This is a genomic window from Psychrobacter maritimus (genome assembly GCF_029953575.1).
Taxonomy (GTDB): domain Bacteria; phylum Pseudomonadota; class Gammaproteobacteria; order Pseudomonadales; family Moraxellaceae; genus Psychrobacter; species Psychrobacter maritimus.
Genome location: NZ_CP124526.1, coordinates 1,002,847 through 1,022,759 on the forward strand (window position 1 = coordinate 1,002,847; position 19,913 = coordinate 1,022,759).

Sequence of the window (19,913 nt, forward strand, 5' to 3'; positions counted from 1 at the left end):
TAACTAAAACGTTCGGTATGACCAAGTGACAGGAGATTTACCCATGGCTCTACATATTTATCAAGCGCAGCTCCTGCACTATCTTACCGAAAATGATCTGAATCAAGTGGTTGAGCGTGCGCATACTGGGACATCCAGCTCAGCGACTGATAACCACCCAAATACAGCAACCATTGATAAAAGTATCATGCTACTACCCGTCATTGCAGGCGTGAACGTCTATCCTGAGTATATTGCTAAGGGTGCGTTGGTTGTCGATGATGTAACAGGCTGCATTATAGACTATGGTAGTGGCGAAGCAATATTAGCAAGTTATGCTCAAACTAATGGTCAAGAACCGGTAAAAATCTATGACTATCGTAATAAACTGATTATGCCGGGCTTCATCGATACCCATGTGCACTATCCGCAGATAGATATGATTGCGGCTTACGGTGAGCAGCTACTTGATTGGCTCAATAATTATACTTTTGTCACTGAAGCCAATTTTGCTGATCCAAAGGTTGCCCATGATACGGCGCAATTCTTCTTAAATCAGCTACTCGCCAATGGCACAACCAGCGCCATGGTGTTTTCTACGAGTCATCCGCAATCCGCAGAAGCCTTTTTTACTGAAAGTCACAAGCTCAATACTCGTATGATTACGGGTAACGTGTTGATGGATCAAAACGCGCCTGAGCATCTGTGTGTGCCTGCTGAGCAAAGCATTCGAGACACGCAAGATATTATTAATAATTGGCATGGGTATGGACGCCAACATGTGGCTATTACTCCAAGGTTTGCCATTACCTCGACGCCAAAACAGCTGCAATTGACAGGCGAGCTATATGCCAGCTACGACACTGTTTATCTGCAAACACATCTGGCAGAAAACCGTGAGGAAGTGGCTTTTGTACGTAAGCTCTATCCCAAACATAAAGGTTATTTAGATATCTACGAGGATATGGGACTGCTAGGTCGATATACCACTTTAGCGCATGGCATCTATCTTGAAACCCCAGAATACGAAAGGCTACGCGCAACTGGTACGCAAATCGCGCACTGTCCAACGTCTAATTTGTTTTTAGGCAGTGGACTATTTGATTTGCCTAAAACGTTAAGCTATACCGGCGTCAGTATCGCTACTGATGTAGGGGCGGGAACCAGTTTATCGATGTTAGTAACCTTGTCAGAGGCTTATAAAGTTCAGCAGCTACAAAACAATCAACTGTCCGCTTATCAAGGGCTATATCAGATTACTTTAGGCAATGCACAATCGTTAATGCTAGATGATAAAATTGGTAACTTTATGCCTAATAAAGAAGCGGATTTCGTGGTAATAGACATGGCAGCAACGCCTTTACTTGAGCGACGTATGGCACAGACTAAAACACTTGAAGAACGATTATTTGTATTGATGATGCTCGGTGACGATAGAGTGATTGAGGAGACGATTATTGCTGGGGTAAGCCGTTATAAAAAAGCGACTACAACATAAAGCTAAATCATATAGGAACCGCTCATTTGCGGGAGCGTAGAGAAAATAAATTGCAAAATTTCTACGAACTGGGACACATCTTTAAATAACGATCAGCGTTTTTCTACTACAGCTTTTAGTTTGCGTAAATAAACACTGATCGTTTTTAATTATTAACGATGTTTAAACCTCAATCGCTAAAAATATGGCTACCCTATCATTCGGGATATTGTAGCCACACCCAGCCATTTTCTAACCATTCGCTCAACTCGTCAGGATCGATATCCGTGATATCGTGATGTTGCAAGTGCTCGCCATTAGCCAATCGCACTAGTATGGCTGTTGCCGCAGCATCAAGACCATCAAGGCGTTGACCATTGGCATATAGCGTCACGCCATCATCAGTTTGGCTATAGAGTAGGCGATTACTATAGTCTGCTTGCAGCGTTGCACCTTCTGATAATGCTTGCATCAGCTCATCAGTGTCTACCGTTTCTTCTGGAATTAGCGCATCATACTGACGTTTGCTCACGACTTCCGACACTGCTTGACGAATAATATCGTCGCCGCGCTCAGATTGCAGCATTTGTAATAGCTGGTCTTTAATCGCATTGATACTATCTGCTTGCAATTCACCTGACGCTTGTAGCGCTTGTGGTAGTAGCATCGGGATAAATAAGTCACTATCGTTGGTGGCGATATCAGCTAGGCTATCGATAATTTGCATTAAGTTTGGACGACGACAGCCAAAAGAGAATGTCAGGCAGTCATCTTGCGCGACGCCAAAGTGTGAAAGTTTCGGCGGTACATAGAGCACGTCACCAGCTTCTAGTATCTCATCAAAGATGAGCTCACCCATATCATCAAACAATCTAATCGGTTCATCGGCAACGAACCCAGTATCTTTATCACAAAATTTGCCAAGCTGCCAACGTCTAGACCCAAACCCTTGCGCTAAAAATACATCATAGTCGTCATAATGCTTGCCCACTGAGCCGCCTGTAGGCGCATATGAGACCATAATGTCATCACGTTGCCATTGCGGAATAAAGTCAAACGCTTGCCATAATTGACCAAGCTCAGGTGACCACTGTTCCATATTCTGTACCAGCACGGTCCATTGTTCTGGTAAGTTATCAAAATCTGCTTCGGTTAGCGGACTCTTTTTGAGTTGCCATTGCGGCAAGCCTTCTTGCTTGCTCGCGGCTTGGGCTAATAAGCGCGCCGAAGCGTCTTCTTCAAGCGCAAGGCCAAGCATGTCTTCTGGCTCAAACATACCAATCAATTGCGGTAGACCTTGTTTAATGAGTAATGGTTTTTTTTGCCAATACTCGTTTAAGAATTGCTCAGGCGTAATAGAATCGGGTAAACAAAGGGGAATTGAGGTCATTGATAAATCCATATCTAAAAATGGGTATAAGATTAATAGTGAGGAGTGCTTTATAGGACAGTTTTAATAGTTTATGATTATTGCCTATCTGATAGTGAGTATTACAGTGTCAATAGCTACTGTCAGAACACTCCATCAATCGTAGGAAGTTTATGAAAAAATTGCATTTTATCGTCATTATCGCTAGCGTGTTTTTATTACAAGCTTGTGTCCATAAGATTGTGACCGTACCCGCTAAAATCGCTTATAAAACCACTAAAGGCGTGGTAAAAGGCACCGTCGCTGTTGGTAAAGCTATCATACCGGGCGATAGTGATGACGAAGATAACAAGGATAAAAAATAAAACCTTACTCAAAAGCTATGTATCATTAAAGACGCATCTTTAAGGATAAATCATAGCATTCAAAGTAAGGTCAATTATTTAGCAAGATATCAATGCATAGTCATTGATATCTTTTTTTAAGGTAACTGCACCGTTTATTAAATCTTAGCAATCCACTCTTTAATGGTACGTGCTTGCTCAGCTGCATTACCGGTATAGGTGGCAGGTGTCATTTCACGTAAGCGCGCTTTATCCGCATCGCTCACAGCATTCAACTCATCACTTTCAACAAAGGTTAGCATGGCCTCACGAGTCATGGCATTGCCACGGGTTAAAGCTTTTAGCTTCTCGTATGGGTTTTCGACACGGTAGCGACGCATGACCGTTTGAATCGGCTCTGCCAACACTTCTTGGGCATTGTCCAAATCATCATTTAAGCGCTGCGCATTTAACTCAAGTTTGCTCACACCTTTTAGGCAAGCATCAAACGCAATCATACTTTGAGCTAAGCCAACACCGATATTACGCAGTACGGTAGAGTCTGATAAATCGCGCTGCATACGTGAAATCGGTAGTTTTTCACCTAAGTGAGCAAGCATCGCATTCGCCACGCCCAAGTTACCTTCTGAGTTTTCAAAATCAATCGGATTGACTTTATGCGGCATAGTAGAAGAACCCACTTCACCATCTTTTAGGCGCTGCTTGAAATAGCCTAAGCTAATATATTGCCAAATATCACGGTTAAAATCGATTAAAATAGTATTGAAGCGTCTTACCACATCAAACAATTCAGCGATATAATCATGCGGCTCAATTTGCGTGGTATAAGGATTAAAGGTCAATTCTAAACGCTCATTGATAAATTGCTCAGCATGAGTTTGCCAATCAACATCAGGATAGGCTGAGAAGTGCGCATTATAGTTACCAACAGCGCCATTGATTTTACCCAATAGCTCTACTTGATTCACTTGCTTAATTTGGCGAGCTAAGCGATAAGCCACGTTGGCCATCTCTTTACCGAGGGTCGTTGGGCTAGCGGTTTGACCATGGGTACGTGACAACATTGGCTGGTCAGCATGAGTAATAGCCAAGTCAACGATGCTGTCGGTCACTTGCTGCATTTTAGCAACGACGATTTCGCGGCTGTCTTTTAGCATTAACGCATAGGACAAGTTATTGATGTCTTCACTGGTACAAGCAAAGTGGATAAATTCTAAGCTATCTTCTAACTGCTGATTGCCGCGGAATTTGTCTTTGATAAAGTATTCAACCGCTTTTACATCGTGGTTGGTCGTCGCTTCGATATCTTTAATGGCTTGCGCATCCGCTTCATTAAAGTCATCAACGATGCTGTTTAAAAAGGCATTGGTATCGGCATCAAACGCTGCCAACTCACCAATCGCGCTATTATCCGCCAATGACTGTAACCAGCGAATCTCGACGGTAACGCGGGCTTTAATCAGACCAAATTCAGATAAATAAGGACGCAAGCTGTCGGCTTTAGAAGCGTAGCGACCATCGATTGGGGAGAGTGCGGTAAGTGGAGTCATAGTGATGCCTCGATAGTTATAAAAATGAAAGGATTAAAAGTAAGCAAACAAACAAAGGTTAAAAGTTATTTGAAATTAAAACCCACAAGGCGCATCAATAGTAGCAATCACGCCGCCACCAAGACAAACCTCATCGATATAAAATACTGCTGATTGACCAGGAGTAACGGCACGTTGTGGCGCATCAAATACCACACGAACCTCAGAGCCATCATCATTTAGCGCATAAACACGGCAGGCCTGATCGGGCTGGCGATAGCGAGATTTTGCCATGCAGCGTAAGCCTTCCGTGCTAAAAATATCAGCAGGCGGCAATCCATCGACCCAGTCAAGCTTATAAGCTTGTAGCTCATTACTCATTAGCATCGGATGCTCATGACCTTGACCGACGATTAAACGGTTTTTGTCCAAATCCTTTGCCAGTACAAACCAAGGTTCTTCTGGACGGTCTTTGACGCCGCCAATACCGATGCCGCCGCGCTGACCTAAAGTATAATACATCAAGCCATCATGCTGACCAATCACATGACCGTCGTCGGTGACGATATCGCCTTTTTGCGCCGGCAAGTACTGTTGTAAAAAGTCTTTAAAACGGCGCTCACCAATAAAGCAAATACCAGTAGAATCTTTCTTTTTAGCTGTCGCCAAGTCATGCTCTTCAGCGATTTGACGCACGACTGATTTTTCAAGCTCACCAACGGGGAATAGCGTCTTAGCGATTTTATCGCCACCAACCGCATGTAAGAAGTAGCTTTGGTCTTTATTATTATCCAGTCCACACAATAGCTGGGCGACGGTTTCGCCGTTGCTATTTTCATAATTCAGGCTGCGGCGCGTATAGTGACCGGTGGCAATATAATCAGCACCGAGGGTCAAAGCATAGTCTAAAAATGCTTTAAACTTGATTTCTTTATTGCATAAAATATCTGGATTTGGCGTGCGTCCGGCTTTGTACTCTGCTAAGAAATGCTCAAACACGCGATCCCAATATTCCATGGCAAAGTTGGCGGTATGCAGCTTGATACCGATTTTGTCACACACCGCTTGCGCGTCTGCTAGGTCGTCCATCGCCGTACAGTATTCGGTGCCGTCATCTTCTTCCCAGTTCTTCATGAACAGACCTTCCACTTTAAAGCCTGCTTGCTGGAGTAAAACAGCCGATACGGAGGAGTCGACGCCGCCTGACATGCCAACGATGACGTGCTTGCTGCTAGGATTGTCGATATCGGCAAGCGTCAAAGGACGATGGACGCTAAAAGAGTCTGAAACGGGTAGGCTTGCGGTGTTTGGCGTGGCTGACATAGAATTGCTCAACAATTTATACGTTATCCAAAGTGTGACATGACGCTATTCATCAATAAAACGACTAAGAGTGATAGACTTAGTCAGCTGATAAGGTCATCTCGTTTTTTGGACGGGGTATTTTGGTCGGGGTATTGTGATAAAATAAGCGTCATATTATAACAGTTAATTGTAAGCGGTGGCGACCTATGCGCGCTTACTGTGCGTAAAAGCGCTTTAGAAATTTAGATAGTGGTTCTAAATTATTTCAATCACCCTTCATTCACTTAGTAACTCACTTGGAATAATAATGATAAAAATTGGTCAAGGTATCGATGTCCATGCGTTTCATAATACGGGCGAGCAGCAGCAATATGTGATACTGGCAGGTGTGCCGATAGAGCATACCCATAGTTTGCTTGCGCATTCTGATGGCGATGTGGTGTTGCACGCGCTTGCTGACGCGTTGCTTGGTGCATTGGCGCTTGGTGATATTGGGCAGCATTTTCCAGATACCGATGCGGCGCACGCAGGTTTGGATTCGCGCGTCCTACTCCGTTATGTGTATGGTAAAGTCCAAGCCGCCGGTTATACTTTAGGCAATGCTGATATTACCGTCATGTGCGAGCGTCCAAAATTGGCACCCTATAATCAAGCGATGCGCGAAAATATTGCCAGTGACTTGCAAACTGCGGTGAGTAATGTCAGCATTAAAGCCACAACGACTGAAAAACTGGGCTTTACCGGTCGCCAAGAGGGCATCATGGCCAATGCCGTGGTATTATTGGTGCCGAATATGCCTATGTCTGGCGACAATATGGCGAGCGACAACATGGCTGGCGATAATGTTTCTGATGTTAACGTTTCTGATGCTAATGTGCTTGATGTTTAATCTCTAATAGCAAGTGATTAGATTATAGCAAGTAATGATGGTTGCAATATTACGGCAATCGCCCCATGTAGCAGCTACATGCCAAATTTAGTGTGATATACCTCTTTTTGATAATGGTTTTAATAATTTTTGATTTTAATAAATAGGAGCTTTTATGAGTGAGCAAACCCCAAATACTGCTGCAAACGATGTTGAACAGCTGATTCGTGATCAAATTAAAGACAATAAAGTAATCCTTTATATGAAAGGCACCCCACAGTTTCCACAGTGTGGTTTTTCTGCTAAATCGATTGAGGTTTTGACGCAAATCGGTCGTCCATTCGCCTTTGTTAATATTTTAGAAAATCCAGAAATCCGTGCAACATTGCCAAAGATTGCCAACTGGCCGACGTTCCCACAGTTATGGATCGATGGCGAGTTGATGGGCGGTTCAGACATCATTTTGCAAATGTACCAATCAGGCGAGCTAAAACCTTTGGTTGAAGCCAATAGCCCAGCTGCTTAATGGTTAAGCGTTTTTATTGGGCAGTTGATAAGCCTCAATAATAAATCGTTTAAAAATTTTAGCAAAGTAAATCTGAATAGCCATTCTACTTTATGAAGAAAGGCTATTCGGGTTTTTTATTGTCTATGCAATTTATTGTTTTTATCGCTTTTAGCCCCATATAGTGTCCAAGATAAATATATTTTGCCTAAAAGCGAGAGTTATATGAGTAATCACTTAGCAAACACGGAATTGCCAAACACAGAATTAACGGAGCAGCAGGAGGCGGCTGAACAAGCGGTTATCGAAAAACGCCGCGAGTATCTAAAAAACGAATCAACCCGTTTAATCGATATGGCGGATAATGAGCCAAATTCTGCCCTTAAATGTATCCATCAGCTTAGCGTAGCAGGCGGCGCAACTGAAGCGACTTATATTGCTATTGAGCAGCGTATCGTCGCGGATCAAGATGCAGCCGGTGCTTATCATTTGGCATTATTGGCACAAAACACCCCTGATTTACCCATCGATGCGCGGCAACTTATTGAGATGGTTGTGCTAAAGGGTGATAACGCTCAGCGTTTGGCTTTGCTAAAAAACTTGCCATTGCCGCCGGTTGAGATGATTAAAGAGCAAATCTTGGCGACCAATGACGGCGACGCTATTGGGCAGATGAATGCCTATTTGCAGATTAATCCAGAAGGTTATGGCAGCCACCATATGCTGGCAAGTGGGCAGTCCGATCGCATTGTACCGCTCAGCCCTGGTAAATAAATCCCACCTAGGTTTATCAAGCTTCTATTGATGGGCCTTGATCGTTAATGGCAATAATAGTTAATTTGAATAGTTTTTCGTATAACGTTTTTTCAGCGGCAAAAAATTGTTATAATTACCGGCTATCTAACCTATCTTTAATGGCTCATCTGAGTCGTTATCTCTTTTTAAATTCGACTAACGTTTATTTACCGGCAGCCATGCTATTTAACCATAGCCTCTGGCTCACGGTTGCGTTGAGAGTCAAGTGAGGCATACATGCAATACCCAAAAAATTACGACGTGGTAGTGATCGGTGGCGGTCATGCTGGCACAGAAGCTGCTTTGGCGGCCGCACGTATGGGGGCGCAAACTTTACTTTTAACGCATAATATCGAGACGCTGGGGCAGATGAGCTGTAACCCTGCGATTGGTGGTATCGGTAAATCACATTTGGTGCGTGAGATTGATGCGCTTGGCGGCGCCATGGCATTGGCCACCGACAAATCTGGTATCCAGTTTCGTGTGTTAAATAGCCGTAAAGGTGCAGCAGTTCGTGCCACGCGCGCGCAAGCAGATCGCATTCTTTATAAAGCCGCCATTCGTCATACGTTAGAGAATCAGCCAAATTTGGATATATTCCAACAAGCGGCTGATGATATTCTAGTTGAAAATGGTCGCGCGACGGCTGTTGTGACGGCAACAGGTATTATTTTTAACACCCAAACCGTGGTGCTGACTTCAGGTACTTTTTTAGGCGGTGTCATTCATATTGGTCTTGAGAATTCAAAAGGGGGGCGCGCAGGCGACCAGCCTTCTATCAAGCTTGCTGACCGTTTACGCGAATTGAAATTGCCCGTTGGTCGCCTAAAGACGGGTACGCCAGCGCGTATCGATGCGCGTAGCGTTGACTTTAGTGTCATGACAGTGCAGCCGGGCGATACACCGCTGCCGGTCATGAGTTATATGGGCGATGTGTCCATGCATCCTGAACAGGTCAATTGCTATATCACCCATACCAATGCCCGTACCCATGACATTATCCGTGAAAACCTAGACCGCTCACCGATGTTCTCTGGCAAAATCGAAGGGGTAGGTCCACGTTATTGCCCATCAATTGAAGATAAGATTCACCGCTTTGCCGATAAAGACAGTCATCAAATCTTTATCGAGCCAGAAGGCTTGACCACGCATGAGCTATATCCCAACGGTATCTCAACCAGCTTGCCGTTTGATGTGCAATTAGACTTTATCCATAGTATGAAGGGTCTAGAGAATGCGCATATCACGCGTCCCGGCTATGCGATTGAGTATGATTATTTTGATCCGCAAAACTTGAAGCCAACTTTAGAGACCAAATCGATTGACCGTTTGTACTTTGCTGGTCAAATCAATGGTACGACAGGCTACGAAGAGGCGGGCGTGCAAGGTTTATTAGCCGGTACTAATGCGGCACTGGTCACCTGTGAAAACAGTGAATTTGACGTTTGGACGCCGCGCCGTGATGAAGCATATCTTGGCGTACTGGTCGATGACTTGATTACGCATGGCACCACTGAGCCATATCGTATGTTTACCAGCCGCGCCGAATATCGCTTGCTGTTGCGTGAAGACAATGCCGATCAACGCTTAACCGAAACCGGTCGTAAGCTTGGTTTGGTAGATGACGTGCGCTGGCAAGCCTATCAAGAAAAAATGGAAGCCATTGCCACCGAAACCTCGCGTCTCAAAGACATCTGGGCAACCCCTGCTAATGCTCTAGGTCAGCAAGTCACCGAGCAGACAGGAGAGGTGCTTTCTAAAGAATCGACTGCTTACGATTTATTAAAACGTCCACAAATACATTTTAATGATATCGCGGCTATAACTGGCTCAGAGGTCGATAGCCAAGTCGGTGAGCAGATTGAGATTTCTGTTAAATACGCCGGCTATATTGACCGTCAGCAAGAAGACATCGACCAGATGAAGCGTTTGGAAAATACTGCATTGCCAATGGATTTTGATTATAGTGTGGTGTCAGGGTTATCTAATGAGATTGTACAAAAGCTGGCGCAAATTCGCCCTGCCACGCTTGCCCAAGCGGGACGCATTAGCGGTGTTACGCCTGCTGCTATTCAATTGCTTGCCATGACCGTTAAGAAGCAGAAAAAAGCACAGGCGGCGTTAAACTCATAGTCATTGCTTAGCAAAGTGTTACGATTCAAAGCATGATTATCAAAAAAGCTCGTAACGAGTAATCGTTATGGGCTTTTTTTATGGCGAATAACTTAACAATTTCAGAACAGCTTGATGAGTTAAAGCTTGATACTTTAAAAAAGGAAAGGTTCAAAAGTAGGATAAAAATACCGACAAGGAGGGTCTTTATGCCTTACGATAAATTGTCAGAATTACCAGATGCCGTAAAAGACAACTTGCCTAAGCATGCGCAAGAGATTTTTCGCGCAGCATTTAATAGCGCCAGTAAACAATATGAAGATGAATCACGCTGGTTTGCTACCGCATGGGCCGCTGTCGAAAATACTTATGAGAAAAATGCGAACGGTAAATGGGTAAAAAAAGCAGAGTCTTAATTCAAATCATCAATAACGACGTTAGATACTCTATAATAAAACAGCCTTTTATTATTCAAACTTACTGATTCAAACTCACTGATTTTAACCAACTGCTAGTCATTGTTCTTTATTTTTTTAACAATACAGCTTTGGATACTCTGCTAACCTGAGCTTATTTATGACCGCTGCTATTATTTTTGCCATCACCATTGTACTGCCTAACCTTTTTTTGATGGGGTTGGGTTTTTTTATGCAGCGGCGCGGTGAGGCGAGTCAAGCTTTTATTGATCAGGCTTCCAGCTTTGTCTTTAATTATTGTTTGCCTTGCTTGTTGTTTTTTAGCGTCGTCGATAGTGAGGTCGATTATGCTAAGCAAATGATTTTAATCATGGCTGGTATTTTGGTGACCTTTATCCTATTTATTGGCGCCGAGATTTATGCCAGTTATTTTATCCGTAAGCCTGCCGACCAAGGCGTGTTTGTACAAGGTATCTTTCGCAGTAATATGGCGATTATCGGGCTGGCAACTGTCGCCAATGCTTACGGAGAGCAGGGCTTAAGTATTGGTGCCGTCTATATGGGGGTGGTGACAATATTATTTAATATATTAGCGGTCATTACCCTGAGTCGTGTGTCCAAAAGCGCAGACGATACGTGGGTTAGTCGCAGCATAATGATTATCAAAAAACTGTTTACCAACCCCTTAATCATTGCGTTGGTTGCGGCATTTGCTTATAAAGCGTTACCGCTGCCACCGATTACCGGTGTGATTCATAAGACGGGCGATTTACTGGCGGCGGTGGCATTACCGTTAGCACTGATTTGCGCTGGAGCGAGTATTGATTTAAAGTCGATGTTGCACCCGTCGGGGCTGTCGATGCAGGCCAGTATTGGCCGTATCGTTATTGCGCCTTTTGTGGCCATCGCCGTTGGGTTAAGTTTTGGTTTATCAGGCATGCATATGGGTGTGCTGTTTTTAATGGCGGCGTCACCGACGGCGGCTGCCAGTTATGTGATGGCAAAGGCCATGGGCGGGAATGATATATTGGCCGCCAATATTTTAGCATTTACAACGGTAGTAGGAATGTTTGGTATGGCGATTGGCGCGGCGATACTACGCGTGTTAGGGTGGATATAGCAGGATGGATGTAGCAGGGTGGATATAGCGCCAATCATCGTGTTAAATCGTTGTGTTAAATCATGGATATAAAGTAAATAATAAACTGATAAAAAGGAGCACTCAACGTGCAGTTATTAAATCAAGCGGTCGTGACCGAACATCTTAATATGCAAGCGGCTATTGACGCCATCGAAGCAATGTTACATCAACAAGCAGCGCATCCTGAATGGGTTAAAGCCCCTGAGCGTTTGGTCATTGAGACGTTTAGTGAAGATGATAAACACAGCTCAGGCTCGCATTTATCGATGCCAGCGACGATTTATGATGGGGAAAAAGAATATACCGCCGTGAAATTGGTGACCATTTGCCCTGACAATCCTAACCGCGATATGCCAACCACCACCGCCCTTATTACCGTATCCGATAATGATACGGGCGCCATATTAGCGATTATGGATGGCATTTATATTACCCAAGTGCGTACTGCAGCGTTGTCAGGTATCGCAACCAAATATATGGCAAAGCCTGATTGTCAAAGCGTGGCAGTGGTTGGCTGCGGCGGCATGGCTTATGAGCAATTGCATGCGGTATTGACAGTACGTCCTGAAATTAAAACGGTCTATTTATGGAATAGAAGCAGTGAAGGCGCTGAGCAATTTAAAACGCGTTTTGAGCGTGATTACAGCCAATGGAAGGTTGAACTAAGCATTTGTAAAGATATCAATGACGCTATTTGTGTTGCCGATATTATCAACGTGGCGACACGGGCGACGGAAGGCTTATTTGATAGTAAACATATCAAATCTGAGGTTCATATCAATGCAGTAGGAGCATATCAGCCGTCGATGAAAGAGATAAGCAATGAGGTTATCGCCAACAGTGATATGGTAGTGGTTGATGACTTGGTAGGTAGTCGCCATGAAGCCGGTGATTTAATCCAAGCGCACGATAGCGAGGATTGTACATGGACGTGGAGTGACCTTAGTGGTGATTTGCAAGCGCTCGTCACCAAAGAGATCGCAAAATCAGAGCCGGGCATTACCTTGTTTAAATCAGTCGGCGCGGCAAGCTTTGATGCGGCCGTGGCTTTATATGTGGCAAAACAAGCCAAGCAAAAAGCTTTTGGCGCGGCAGTTGATTGGTAAGAAGACTGATAGCTTATAAGCCTGATAGCGTATAAAGCCAACAACTAAGCTTTGCTATCTTAATCATTACTATCATTAAAAAAGCCCCCTTTTCTACTCTGAAAAGGGGGCTTTTAACATCGAGAATAGTTATTTGATATTGTCTTTACGGCGTTTGCTTGCAAGACGCTGTTTGCGCTTGGGGCTAATATGATAGGTTAAATAGCCGCCAATAACCATCACCGCAATAAATGCCACGATATATAAAAATATTGATGAACCGATAAAAGTAGAGGGTTCCATGACCGTAATCTCATTAGGGCTTATCAATAATTATGCGAGCGGGGCGGTCTATTGTAAAGTAAACAAGTTTAGCTCAGGTGTAAGTTCCAGTGAACGTAAACGCGCTGCTTGGTCGTAAACGTTGGCAGTGACAATCAATTCATCTGGCTGATACTGCGCAAGGAATTTCGCAAGTTTCGGTTTGACCGTTTCTACAGAACCGATAAATGACACGGATAAAGCATTGTCTACCATCATTCTCTCAGCAGGACTCCAGATGCTATCCATATCATAAGTTGGCATTGGCATTTGTCCGCGCTCACCTCGACGTAGACGCACAAAGCTTTGCTGCGCTGAGGTAAAGTGATATTGTGCGGTTTCATCATCATCGGCAAGTAATAAGTTTGCCGCTAGCATCACATAAGGCTTATCCAAATACGCTGATGGTTTGAACTGTTCGCGATAAGCAGTGATGGCTTGACCGAGCATCTGCGGGGCAAAATGTGAGGCAAAGACGTATGGTAGCCCTAAGTGCGCCGCTAAGGTCGCGCCAAAAAGCGATGAACCCAATATCCAAATAGGAATGTTTGATTTCGCCCCTGGGAATGATTGTACAGGGCTGTCATCAGTGCCGTCGCCTAAGAAATACAGCAGTTCTTGTACATCTTGTGGAAAACGATCGGCGTCTTGCATTTGACGACGCAGTGCCTGAAAGGTAGCGCCATCTGTACCCGGTGCGCGCCCTAGACCTAAATCTACGCGGTCACCATATAGCGCCTGTAAAGTACCAAACTGCTCGGCAATGACCAGCGGTGCATGATTGGGCAGCATGACGCCACCTGCACCGATGCGTATGCGCTTGGTTTGACTGCCGATGTGCGATAACAGCACGGAAGTCGCTGCACTAGCGATACCAGGCATGTTGTGATGCTCGGCCATCCAATAACGGTTAAAGCCAGATTTCTCTGCTTGCTGAGCGATGGCAACCGTCTGTGCAATGCCTTCAGCGATGGTTTTTCCTTCAGGAACGGGTGCTAAGTCTAAAAAAGATAATGGAATTGTATTGCTCATGATTCACCTATTGTTATGATGGCGCTTTTCAACGACATTTTTATAGTTGGTTTTTTTAAACATCAGTAATAAAAAGCATTCTGATTATTCAATAGCTCATATGATGGGGCAGTTATAGAGAATATAAAGGTCAACGCCCAAGGTAATAACAAATCGTAATAATTCGAGGCGCGTATAAGAGTGCTGCGCAGATTTCTTACCGAAATGAATGGTCTTATAAAAGAAAAAAGCAAACGGCACTGCTATCATTGACAACGGTGCTGTTTGTATTTGTTAGCAAGACGATTACTAAGCCATGCTGCTTGAAGTCGTTGTTAATTGCTTAAGCGCCGCTGCTTAGAAAGCTACTGATTAAGTTAACAGCTAGTGACTAAATTGCTTTTGGCATAACTCCATAAAGGCGCGTCCGTATTGACGAATCTCTGCATCATCACGTACCGCCATCCAACTGGTAAAACGTCCAAAGTGATCAACAGGAATGGCAGTTAGGTTTTGATAATGACTTGGCTCAAATGCCATTTCGGCAATAATACCAATTCCCAATCCCAATCCCACATAAGTGCTAATCACATCGGCATCAAGCGCTGCGAGTACAATGTCAGGCTCAAGTCCTGCGTCGCTAAAGGTTTTATCAATAGCGCCGCGCCCTGTAAAGCCGCCGTGATAAGTCACAATCGGATAGCTGGCAAGCGTTGGTAAATCAATCGATTCTAAACCCGCCAGCTCATGGTCGCTTGGTACAATGACTCGATGCGTCCAGTCGTAATAGCGGTAGCAACGCAAATAGTTATTGTGCAATAACGATTCAGTGGCAATACCAATATCTGCCTGCCCGCGAATGACCATCTGGGCGATGGTTTCAGGATCTGCCTGCTGCAGGATTAAATTAACTTTGGGGAAGCGCTCTTTAAACTCTTTGACCACTTCTGGCAATACATAACGCGCCTGCGTGTGCGTGGTGGCAATCGTTAGCGTGCCAATATTGGGATTATTAAAATCCAGACTGAGGTTTTCAATGGTACGAATTTCAGCAAAGATAGATTCGATGTGCGGCATGAGTGCTGTGCCCATGGTCGTCAGACCCGTCAGGCGTTTGCCTTGGCGCACGAACACTTCGGTTTTAAGCTGGTTTTCAAGTGCTGCAATATGTTTTGATAGACTCGATTGGCTGGTATGCAGCACAGTTGCTGCTTGACTTAAATTATAGCCATTAATTACCGTATGCCACACTGTTTCCAACTGCTTCAGTTGGATTTGTAGATGCCGCTGATTGACCACTACGTCGATTGCCATCACTTAACCCTATTGTATAAATATACAAACCCTGTCTGTATATAAAAATAAAAACGTACAAATACTCAGTAAGTCACCAGTGTAAATCAAAGCTATTATTCTTGTATATAATAAATAGCTATGAATTTATGTTAATTAGGAATATAGAGTAATTTATTTAACTTAAATGGACAAGTTGATTTGAAAATAAGACACGGTTAGAGAAAGTCATTTTTAATACTTAAGTGAGTTTTTGATACACGACGTTACCATCATGAAATAAACGAGCTGGCCGAATGCTATGGTTATTAAGTTAATGCAAAAACATCTAGTCAAGGTTAGCGTTCTCAAGTACCATAATTCAATTTTGTGCTAATGATAGTTTTGTGCAACGCTGAGCAATTTTTATCGATCCTTTTTATCTATAATCAATAAGAAATGATTGATAAAAATTGTGCGCAGTTGTGTTCTTTTGTCTCAAGTTTTGGTGAGTTATTATGTCTGCTGTCCAACCTGTAACGCCTGATCAACCGATTGCCAAAAAATCATGGGGAGAAGCCGCCAAAGCTTATCTAGACCCACGTGTCATTATCATGCTGTTTTTAGGGTTTTCAGCCGGTATTCCCATTTTGCTTATTTTTTCCAGTCTATCATTATGGCTAAGAGAAGCAGGCATTGACCGTGGTGTTGTCACCATGTTCAGCTGGGCAGCATTGGGATATTCATTTAAGTTTATTTGGGCGCCATTAATCGACGCGCTGCCGGTGCCTTTTTTGACCAAATGGTTGGGTCGCCGCCGTAGTTGGATGGTGGTATCACAGCTGCTTATTGTATTGGCTATCTTTTTGATGGCGACGGTCAATCCTGTTAGCGAAGACGTATTGGTTTATATGGCGGGTGCGGCGGTTTTGCTGGGCTTTTCTTCTGCCACCCAAGATATCGTCATTGATGCTTACCGTATTGAGCTGGCACCGCCATCGATGCAGTCTATTTTGTCCTCTATCTATGTGTCAGGTTATCGCGTTGGTATGATTGTCGCTGGGGCAGGCGCGCTATATTTAGCAGATTATTTTGGCTCGACAGAAAGCTTTTATAGTTATGAAGCGTGGCGCAATACCTATTATATTATGGCTGGGGTCATGACTTTGGGTATATTGACCACCTTTGCCAGTTATGAGCCAACCGCTGAGATTTTGCAAAGTCATAAGCAAAAAAGCAACCTGAAAGTTTTCTTAATTTACTCAGCGTTACTATTAATACCGGCCTTATTGTTCGGCGTTATATACCTTATCAATATCCTTATTAACAAGGTCTTTGATAGTACCATCGCGCTGATACCGTTAATGGCCATGCCAAGTATTAAGTTTTACTTTTTAGCGTTGGTGGTGTGTGCGCCTCTGCTGCTGTTGTACTTTATGATCAATCAACCCAAAATTATCAATAAAGCGCCATTGGTGGCTGAAACCCGCGAAGACTATGTCAGATTGGTTTTATTGTTTGTGTTTGCCGTCGTCGCATTTATTGCGGCCTATGTATTAATAGGGCAGATACTGCCAGAGTTTGAAGGCGTGTTTGTCAGCTTTATTAGTGAGACATTGCATTTACTGATAAGCTTAGCCGCAGCAATGGCAGCAGGTTATGCATTAGTAAAAGTAGGTTTAGTCAAAAAAGAAATTGCGATGGCGACGTGGATTGAGCCTATTTTAGATTTCTTTAGACGCTATGGTAAAAAGGCATTATTGTTATTAGCGCTGATTGGTTTGTACCGCATATCGGATATCGTGGCAGGAGTGATATCAAACGTCTTTTATCAAGATATGGGCTTTAGTAAAACCGATATTGCCAATGCGGTAAAATTGGTTGGCGTGATTATGGCTATTGCTGGTGGTTTCTTAGGTGGTCTATTGGCGCAGCGTTTTCGTATCATGCATGCCATGATGATTGGCGCTATTCTCGCTTGTGCGACCAATTTATTATTTGTGGTGCTGACCTATAATCCGGGCAGTTTGCCGATCATGTATATGGCGGTGATTTTTGATAATTTAGCAGCTGGTCTTGCTAGCGCGGTATTTATTGCTTTCTTATCGGCGTTGACTTCTATACGTTTTACCGCGGTACAGTACGCTATTTTTTCTTCGTTAATGACGCTTATTCCTAAGGTCATGGGTGGTTATTCAGGCTCTATTGTAGATAGTATGGGCTATCCGTTCTTCTTCATTTTTACCTTTGCAATTGGTATTCCGATTTTAGCGCTGATTTACTTTGTCGATAAACATATCGTCATTGGTGATAACGACGATATTTATGGTGACAATGACAATAATGGCGATGGTGAAGGCGGCAAAGGCATTAGTGATAAGCTAACCAAAGCCAATCCAAATCTAACGGATACCAAAGAGCCACCACGGGCATCAGAGTAGCTAAGACAATAAAATATAACCAGTTCGACAGGCTTATTCAGTAAACAGTAATTTTACGAGTTATTTATGACAGCACCTACCATTGGTCAAATAAAACAGCAGATTCAACAATTGGCAAATGCAGCTGCAAGCAGTTATTTGCCCTCGTTCTGGCTCACTGATTGGTTGTTATTTGTCATTGAGCAGCCAAGCTCGTTTTTAATCACTGATGAAAACTATCAACTGACCGATAGCGAGCTTGCGCAATTTCATGCGGGTGTGACTAGGATGCAGCAGGGTACACCCTTGGCATATTTAACGGGACAGCAAGAGTTTTGGTCGCTGAACTTTAAAGTGAATGAGCATACGTTAATACCGAGACCCGATACTGAGATATTGATTGAACAAGTATTAACGTGGATAAACTCTCAACTGAAAAGTGTCGATAATAATAAAAAACCAAAGCGCCTATTAGATTTAGGCACTGGCTCAGGTTGTATTGCGATCAGCTTAGCACATGAGTTAAATAAGAGTAATCCAAACAGTAAGGCCGAAAACTGGCAAGTGGTTGCCGTTGATTTATCATCCGAGGCGTTAAAAGCTGCTAAGCACAATGCAATGGTAAATGAGGTTGCTGATATCGAGTTTATTCAAAGTAGTTGGTATGATGCGCTGTCTACTCAGGATGAGCCATTATTTGATGTGATTGTCTCTAACCCGCCTTATATTGATGAAGAAGATGAGCATTTAGCAAGACTAGTCGCTGAGCCGATTAGCGCCTTAAGTGCCCCCAATCATGGACTTGCCGATATCGAGCATATTGTCCAGCAGGCGCCGCAACATTTGAATAGAGGTGGGCTTTTAGCAATTGAGCATGGCTTTGATCAAGGTTTAGCGGTTCGTCAGCTGTTTTTAGACAATAGCTTTGATTCTGTCCATACGGTTCAGGACTTTGGTGGTAATGATAGGGTGACTTTAGGTCAGCTGTCATAATTGGTTATTGTAGTGAATGGGTTTTAGACCCCCATTATTTTAATAATAGTTTAATAGCAGGTATTTTTAGTAATACGTTTTTTGATTATAAATCGTGGTGAAAAATTGTGGTGGAAAGTATGACGCAGTCAAAAGAAACAGGGCAGCTAGTGGATGCAGAGCTGCTGCGTTATGCACGGCAGATATTGCTTGATGGCTGGGATATCGATGCTCAATTACGCTTAAAAGCATCGCGCGCCGTTATGATTGGCGCAGGCGGTCTTGGTTGCCCAGCTTCTGAGACGCTCGTGCGAGCGGGATTGGGGCAAGTGCATCTAATAGATGATGATGTGATTGAAGCCAGCAATCTGCAACGGCAAACGTTATTTTTACCTGAAGATATCGGCAAACCTAAAGCGCTTACAGCGGCGCAAATGCTCAGCAAAATTAATCCTCTGATTAGTGCCCGCGGTACAGTGGCAAGATTGAGTGAAGACAATGCTTATGAGCTGCTTGATATGGCATCTGGCACGCCTGACCTGCTTTTAGACTGTACTGATAATTTTGCCACCCGAGATATCATCAATCGTATTAGTGTTCGCTATCAGGTTCCGTTGTTATCTGCTTCAGCGATAGCGATGCAAGGGCAGTTGGCATTATATGAGCCGCACTTGGATACAGGCTGCTATCATTGCGTCTTTGGTTCAGTAGCAGTCGATGCAGAGGCGGATGAACGTACCTGTGCCAATTCAGGGGTGCTTGCCAGCACGACAGCTATCATGGGTAACTTACAAGCCAATGCTGCGCTGCAATATCTAGGATTAACCAAAAATCCACTGACAAATAAGCTGTTAATATGGGATGGTAGCCAGATGCAGCAACGGCTAATGGGCTATCGCAAAGATGCGCATTGTCCGATTTGTACTAAAGATTAGCAAATACTTAACCATTTTCAGTCTCTGTATCCTCATAAACTCCTTTTTATTACCATA

At 43.7% G+C, this 19,913-nt stretch carries 17 protein-coding genes and 1 pseudogene; 12 read left to right on the forward strand and 6 right to left on the reverse strand.

Features of this window, described 5'->3' with window-relative positions:
• The first annotated feature begins 43 nt into the window (after positions 1–43).
• Positions 44–1,477 (forward strand): guanine deaminase, encoded by a 1,434-nt coding sequence (gene guaD / locus QJS82_RS04200; protein WP_281491326.1) that lies wholly within the window; start codon positions 44–46, stop codon positions 1,475–1,477.
• A gap of 196 nt (positions 1,478–1,673) precedes the next feature.
• On the opposite strand, the gene QJS82_RS04205 is transcribed toward guaD, so the two are convergent.
• Positions 1,674–2,846, reverse strand: coding sequence for a JmjC domain-containing protein (locus QJS82_RS04205; RefSeq protein ID WP_281491327.1), 1,173 nt, complete (start codon positions 2,844–2,846; stop codon positions 1,674–1,676).
• Between the two features lie 152 nt (positions 2,847–2,998).
• Here QJS82_RS04205 and QJS82_RS04210 point away from each other — a divergent pair, with 152 nt between their 5' ends.
• Entirely contained in the window at positions 2,999–3,190 is a 192-nt protein-coding gene (locus tag QJS82_RS04210; protein WP_201618636.1) for an NF038104 family lipoprotein, read from the forward strand.
• A 137-nt stretch (positions 3,191–3,327) separates the two neighbouring features.
• Here QJS82_RS04210 and purB read toward each other — a convergent pair whose 3' ends face one another.
• Together purB and mnmA are read right to left on the reverse strand one after the other, a co-directional pair.
• The gene (gene purB / locus QJS82_RS04215; protein WP_281491328.1) at positions 3,328–4,719 is read right to left on the reverse strand and encodes an adenylosuccinate lyase; all 1,392 of its coding nucleotides are present in this window, start codon (positions 4,717–4,719) and stop codon (positions 3,328–3,330) included.
• Positions 4,720–4,794: 75 nt separating this feature from the next.
• Positions 4,795–5,907 carry a tRNA 2-thiouridine(34) synthase MnmA gene (mnmA, locus tag QJS82_RS04220; protein ID WP_281491666.1) on the reverse strand — a complete coding sequence of 371 codons (1,113 nt, stop codon included), beginning with the start codon at positions 5,905–5,907 and terminating at the stop codon, positions 4,795–4,797.
• A gap of 403 nt (positions 5,908–6,310) precedes the next feature.
• Here mnmA and ispF point away from each other — a divergent pair.
• The 7 genes and pseudogenes from ispF to QJS82_RS04255 all read left to right on the forward strand — a co-directional run.
• Positions 6,311–6,787: pseudogene (gene ispF / locus QJS82_RS04225) on the forward strand (2-C-methyl-D-erythritol 2,4-cyclodiphosphate synthase); the annotation flags it as partial.
• A gap of 259 nt (positions 6,788–7,046) precedes the next feature.
• The gene (gene grxD, locus QJS82_RS04230) at positions 7,047–7,397 is read left to right on the forward strand and encodes a Grx4 family monothiol glutaredoxin (protein ID WP_025653310.1); all 351 of its coding nucleotides are present in this window, start codon (positions 7,047–7,049) and stop codon (positions 7,395–7,397) included.
• A gap of 204 nt (positions 7,398–7,601) precedes the next feature.
• Positions 7,602–8,150 carry a hypothetical protein gene (locus tag QJS82_RS04235; protein WP_281491329.1) on the forward strand — a complete coding sequence of 183 codons (549 nt, stop codon included), beginning with the start codon at positions 7,602–7,604 and terminating at the stop codon, positions 8,148–8,150.
• Between the two features lie 258 nt (positions 8,151–8,408).
• Positions 8,409–10,304 carry a tRNA uridine-5-carboxymethylaminomethyl(34) synthesis enzyme MnmG gene (gene mnmG, locus QJS82_RS04240; RefSeq protein ID WP_201618632.1) on the forward strand — a complete coding sequence of 632 codons (1,896 nt, stop codon included), beginning with the start codon at positions 8,409–8,411 and terminating at the stop codon, positions 10,302–10,304.
• Positions 10,305–10,492: 188 nt separating this feature from the next.
• Entirely contained in the window at positions 10,493–10,699 is a 207-nt protein-coding gene (locus tag QJS82_RS04245; RefSeq protein ID WP_201624810.1) for a ChaB family protein, read from the forward strand.
• A 160-nt stretch (positions 10,700–10,859) separates the two neighbouring features.
• On the forward strand, positions 10,860–11,819 hold the full coding sequence (locus QJS82_RS04250; protein ID WP_281491330.1) for an AEC family transporter: 960 nt from the start codon (positions 10,860–10,862) through the stop codon (positions 11,817–11,819).
• A 107-nt stretch (positions 11,820–11,926) separates the two neighbouring features.
• Positions 11,927–12,946: an ornithine cyclodeaminase family protein gene (locus QJS82_RS04255; RefSeq protein WP_281491331.1), complete on the forward strand. Its 1,020-nt coding sequence runs from the start codon at positions 11,927–11,929 to the stop codon at positions 12,944–12,946.
• 129 nt (positions 12,947–13,075) lie between these two features.
• Here QJS82_RS04255 and QJS82_RS04260 read toward each other — a convergent pair whose 3' ends face one another.
• The 3 genes from QJS82_RS04260 to QJS82_RS04270 form a co-directional block, all read right to left on the reverse strand.
• The gene (locus QJS82_RS04260) at positions 13,076–13,228 is read right to left on the reverse strand and encodes a hypothetical protein (RefSeq protein WP_201618628.1); all 153 of its coding nucleotides are present in this window, start codon (positions 13,226–13,228) and stop codon (positions 13,076–13,078) included.
• Between the two features lie 48 nt (positions 13,229–13,276).
• The gene (locus QJS82_RS04265) at positions 13,277–14,278 is read right to left on the reverse strand and encodes an LLM class flavin-dependent oxidoreductase (protein WP_201618627.1); all 1,002 of its coding nucleotides are present in this window, start codon (positions 14,276–14,278) and stop codon (positions 13,277–13,279) included.
• A 363-nt stretch (positions 14,279–14,641) separates the two neighbouring features.
• A complete protein-coding gene (locus QJS82_RS04270) occupies positions 14,642–15,571 on the reverse strand; it encodes a LysR substrate-binding domain-containing protein (RefSeq protein WP_201624806.1) in 930 nt (309 codons plus the stop codon).
• Positions 15,572–16,047: 476 nt separating this feature from the next.
• Here QJS82_RS04270 and QJS82_RS04275 point away from each other — a divergent pair, with 476 nt between their 5' ends.
• The 3 genes from QJS82_RS04275 (at position 16,048) to QJS82_RS04285 (ending at position 19,856) form a co-directional block, all read left to right on the forward strand.
• Complete coding sequence (locus QJS82_RS04275; protein ID WP_281491332.1) at positions 16,048–17,970, forward strand: AmpG family muropeptide MFS transporter; 1,923 nt, start codon at positions 16,048–16,050, stop codon at positions 17,968–17,970.
• Positions 17,971–18,036: 66 nt separating this feature from the next.
• Positions 18,037–18,942: a peptide chain release factor N(5)-glutamine methyltransferase gene (gene prmC, locus QJS82_RS04280; RefSeq protein ID WP_281491333.1), complete on the forward strand. Its 906-nt coding sequence runs from the start codon at positions 18,037–18,039 to the stop codon at positions 18,940–18,942.
• A gap of 119 nt (positions 18,943–19,061) precedes the next feature.
• Positions 19,062–19,856: a HesA/MoeB/ThiF family protein gene (locus QJS82_RS04285; protein ID WP_281491334.1), complete on the forward strand. Its 795-nt coding sequence runs from the start codon at positions 19,062–19,064 to the stop codon at positions 19,854–19,856.
• Positions 19,857–19,913 lie beyond the last annotated feature (57 nt).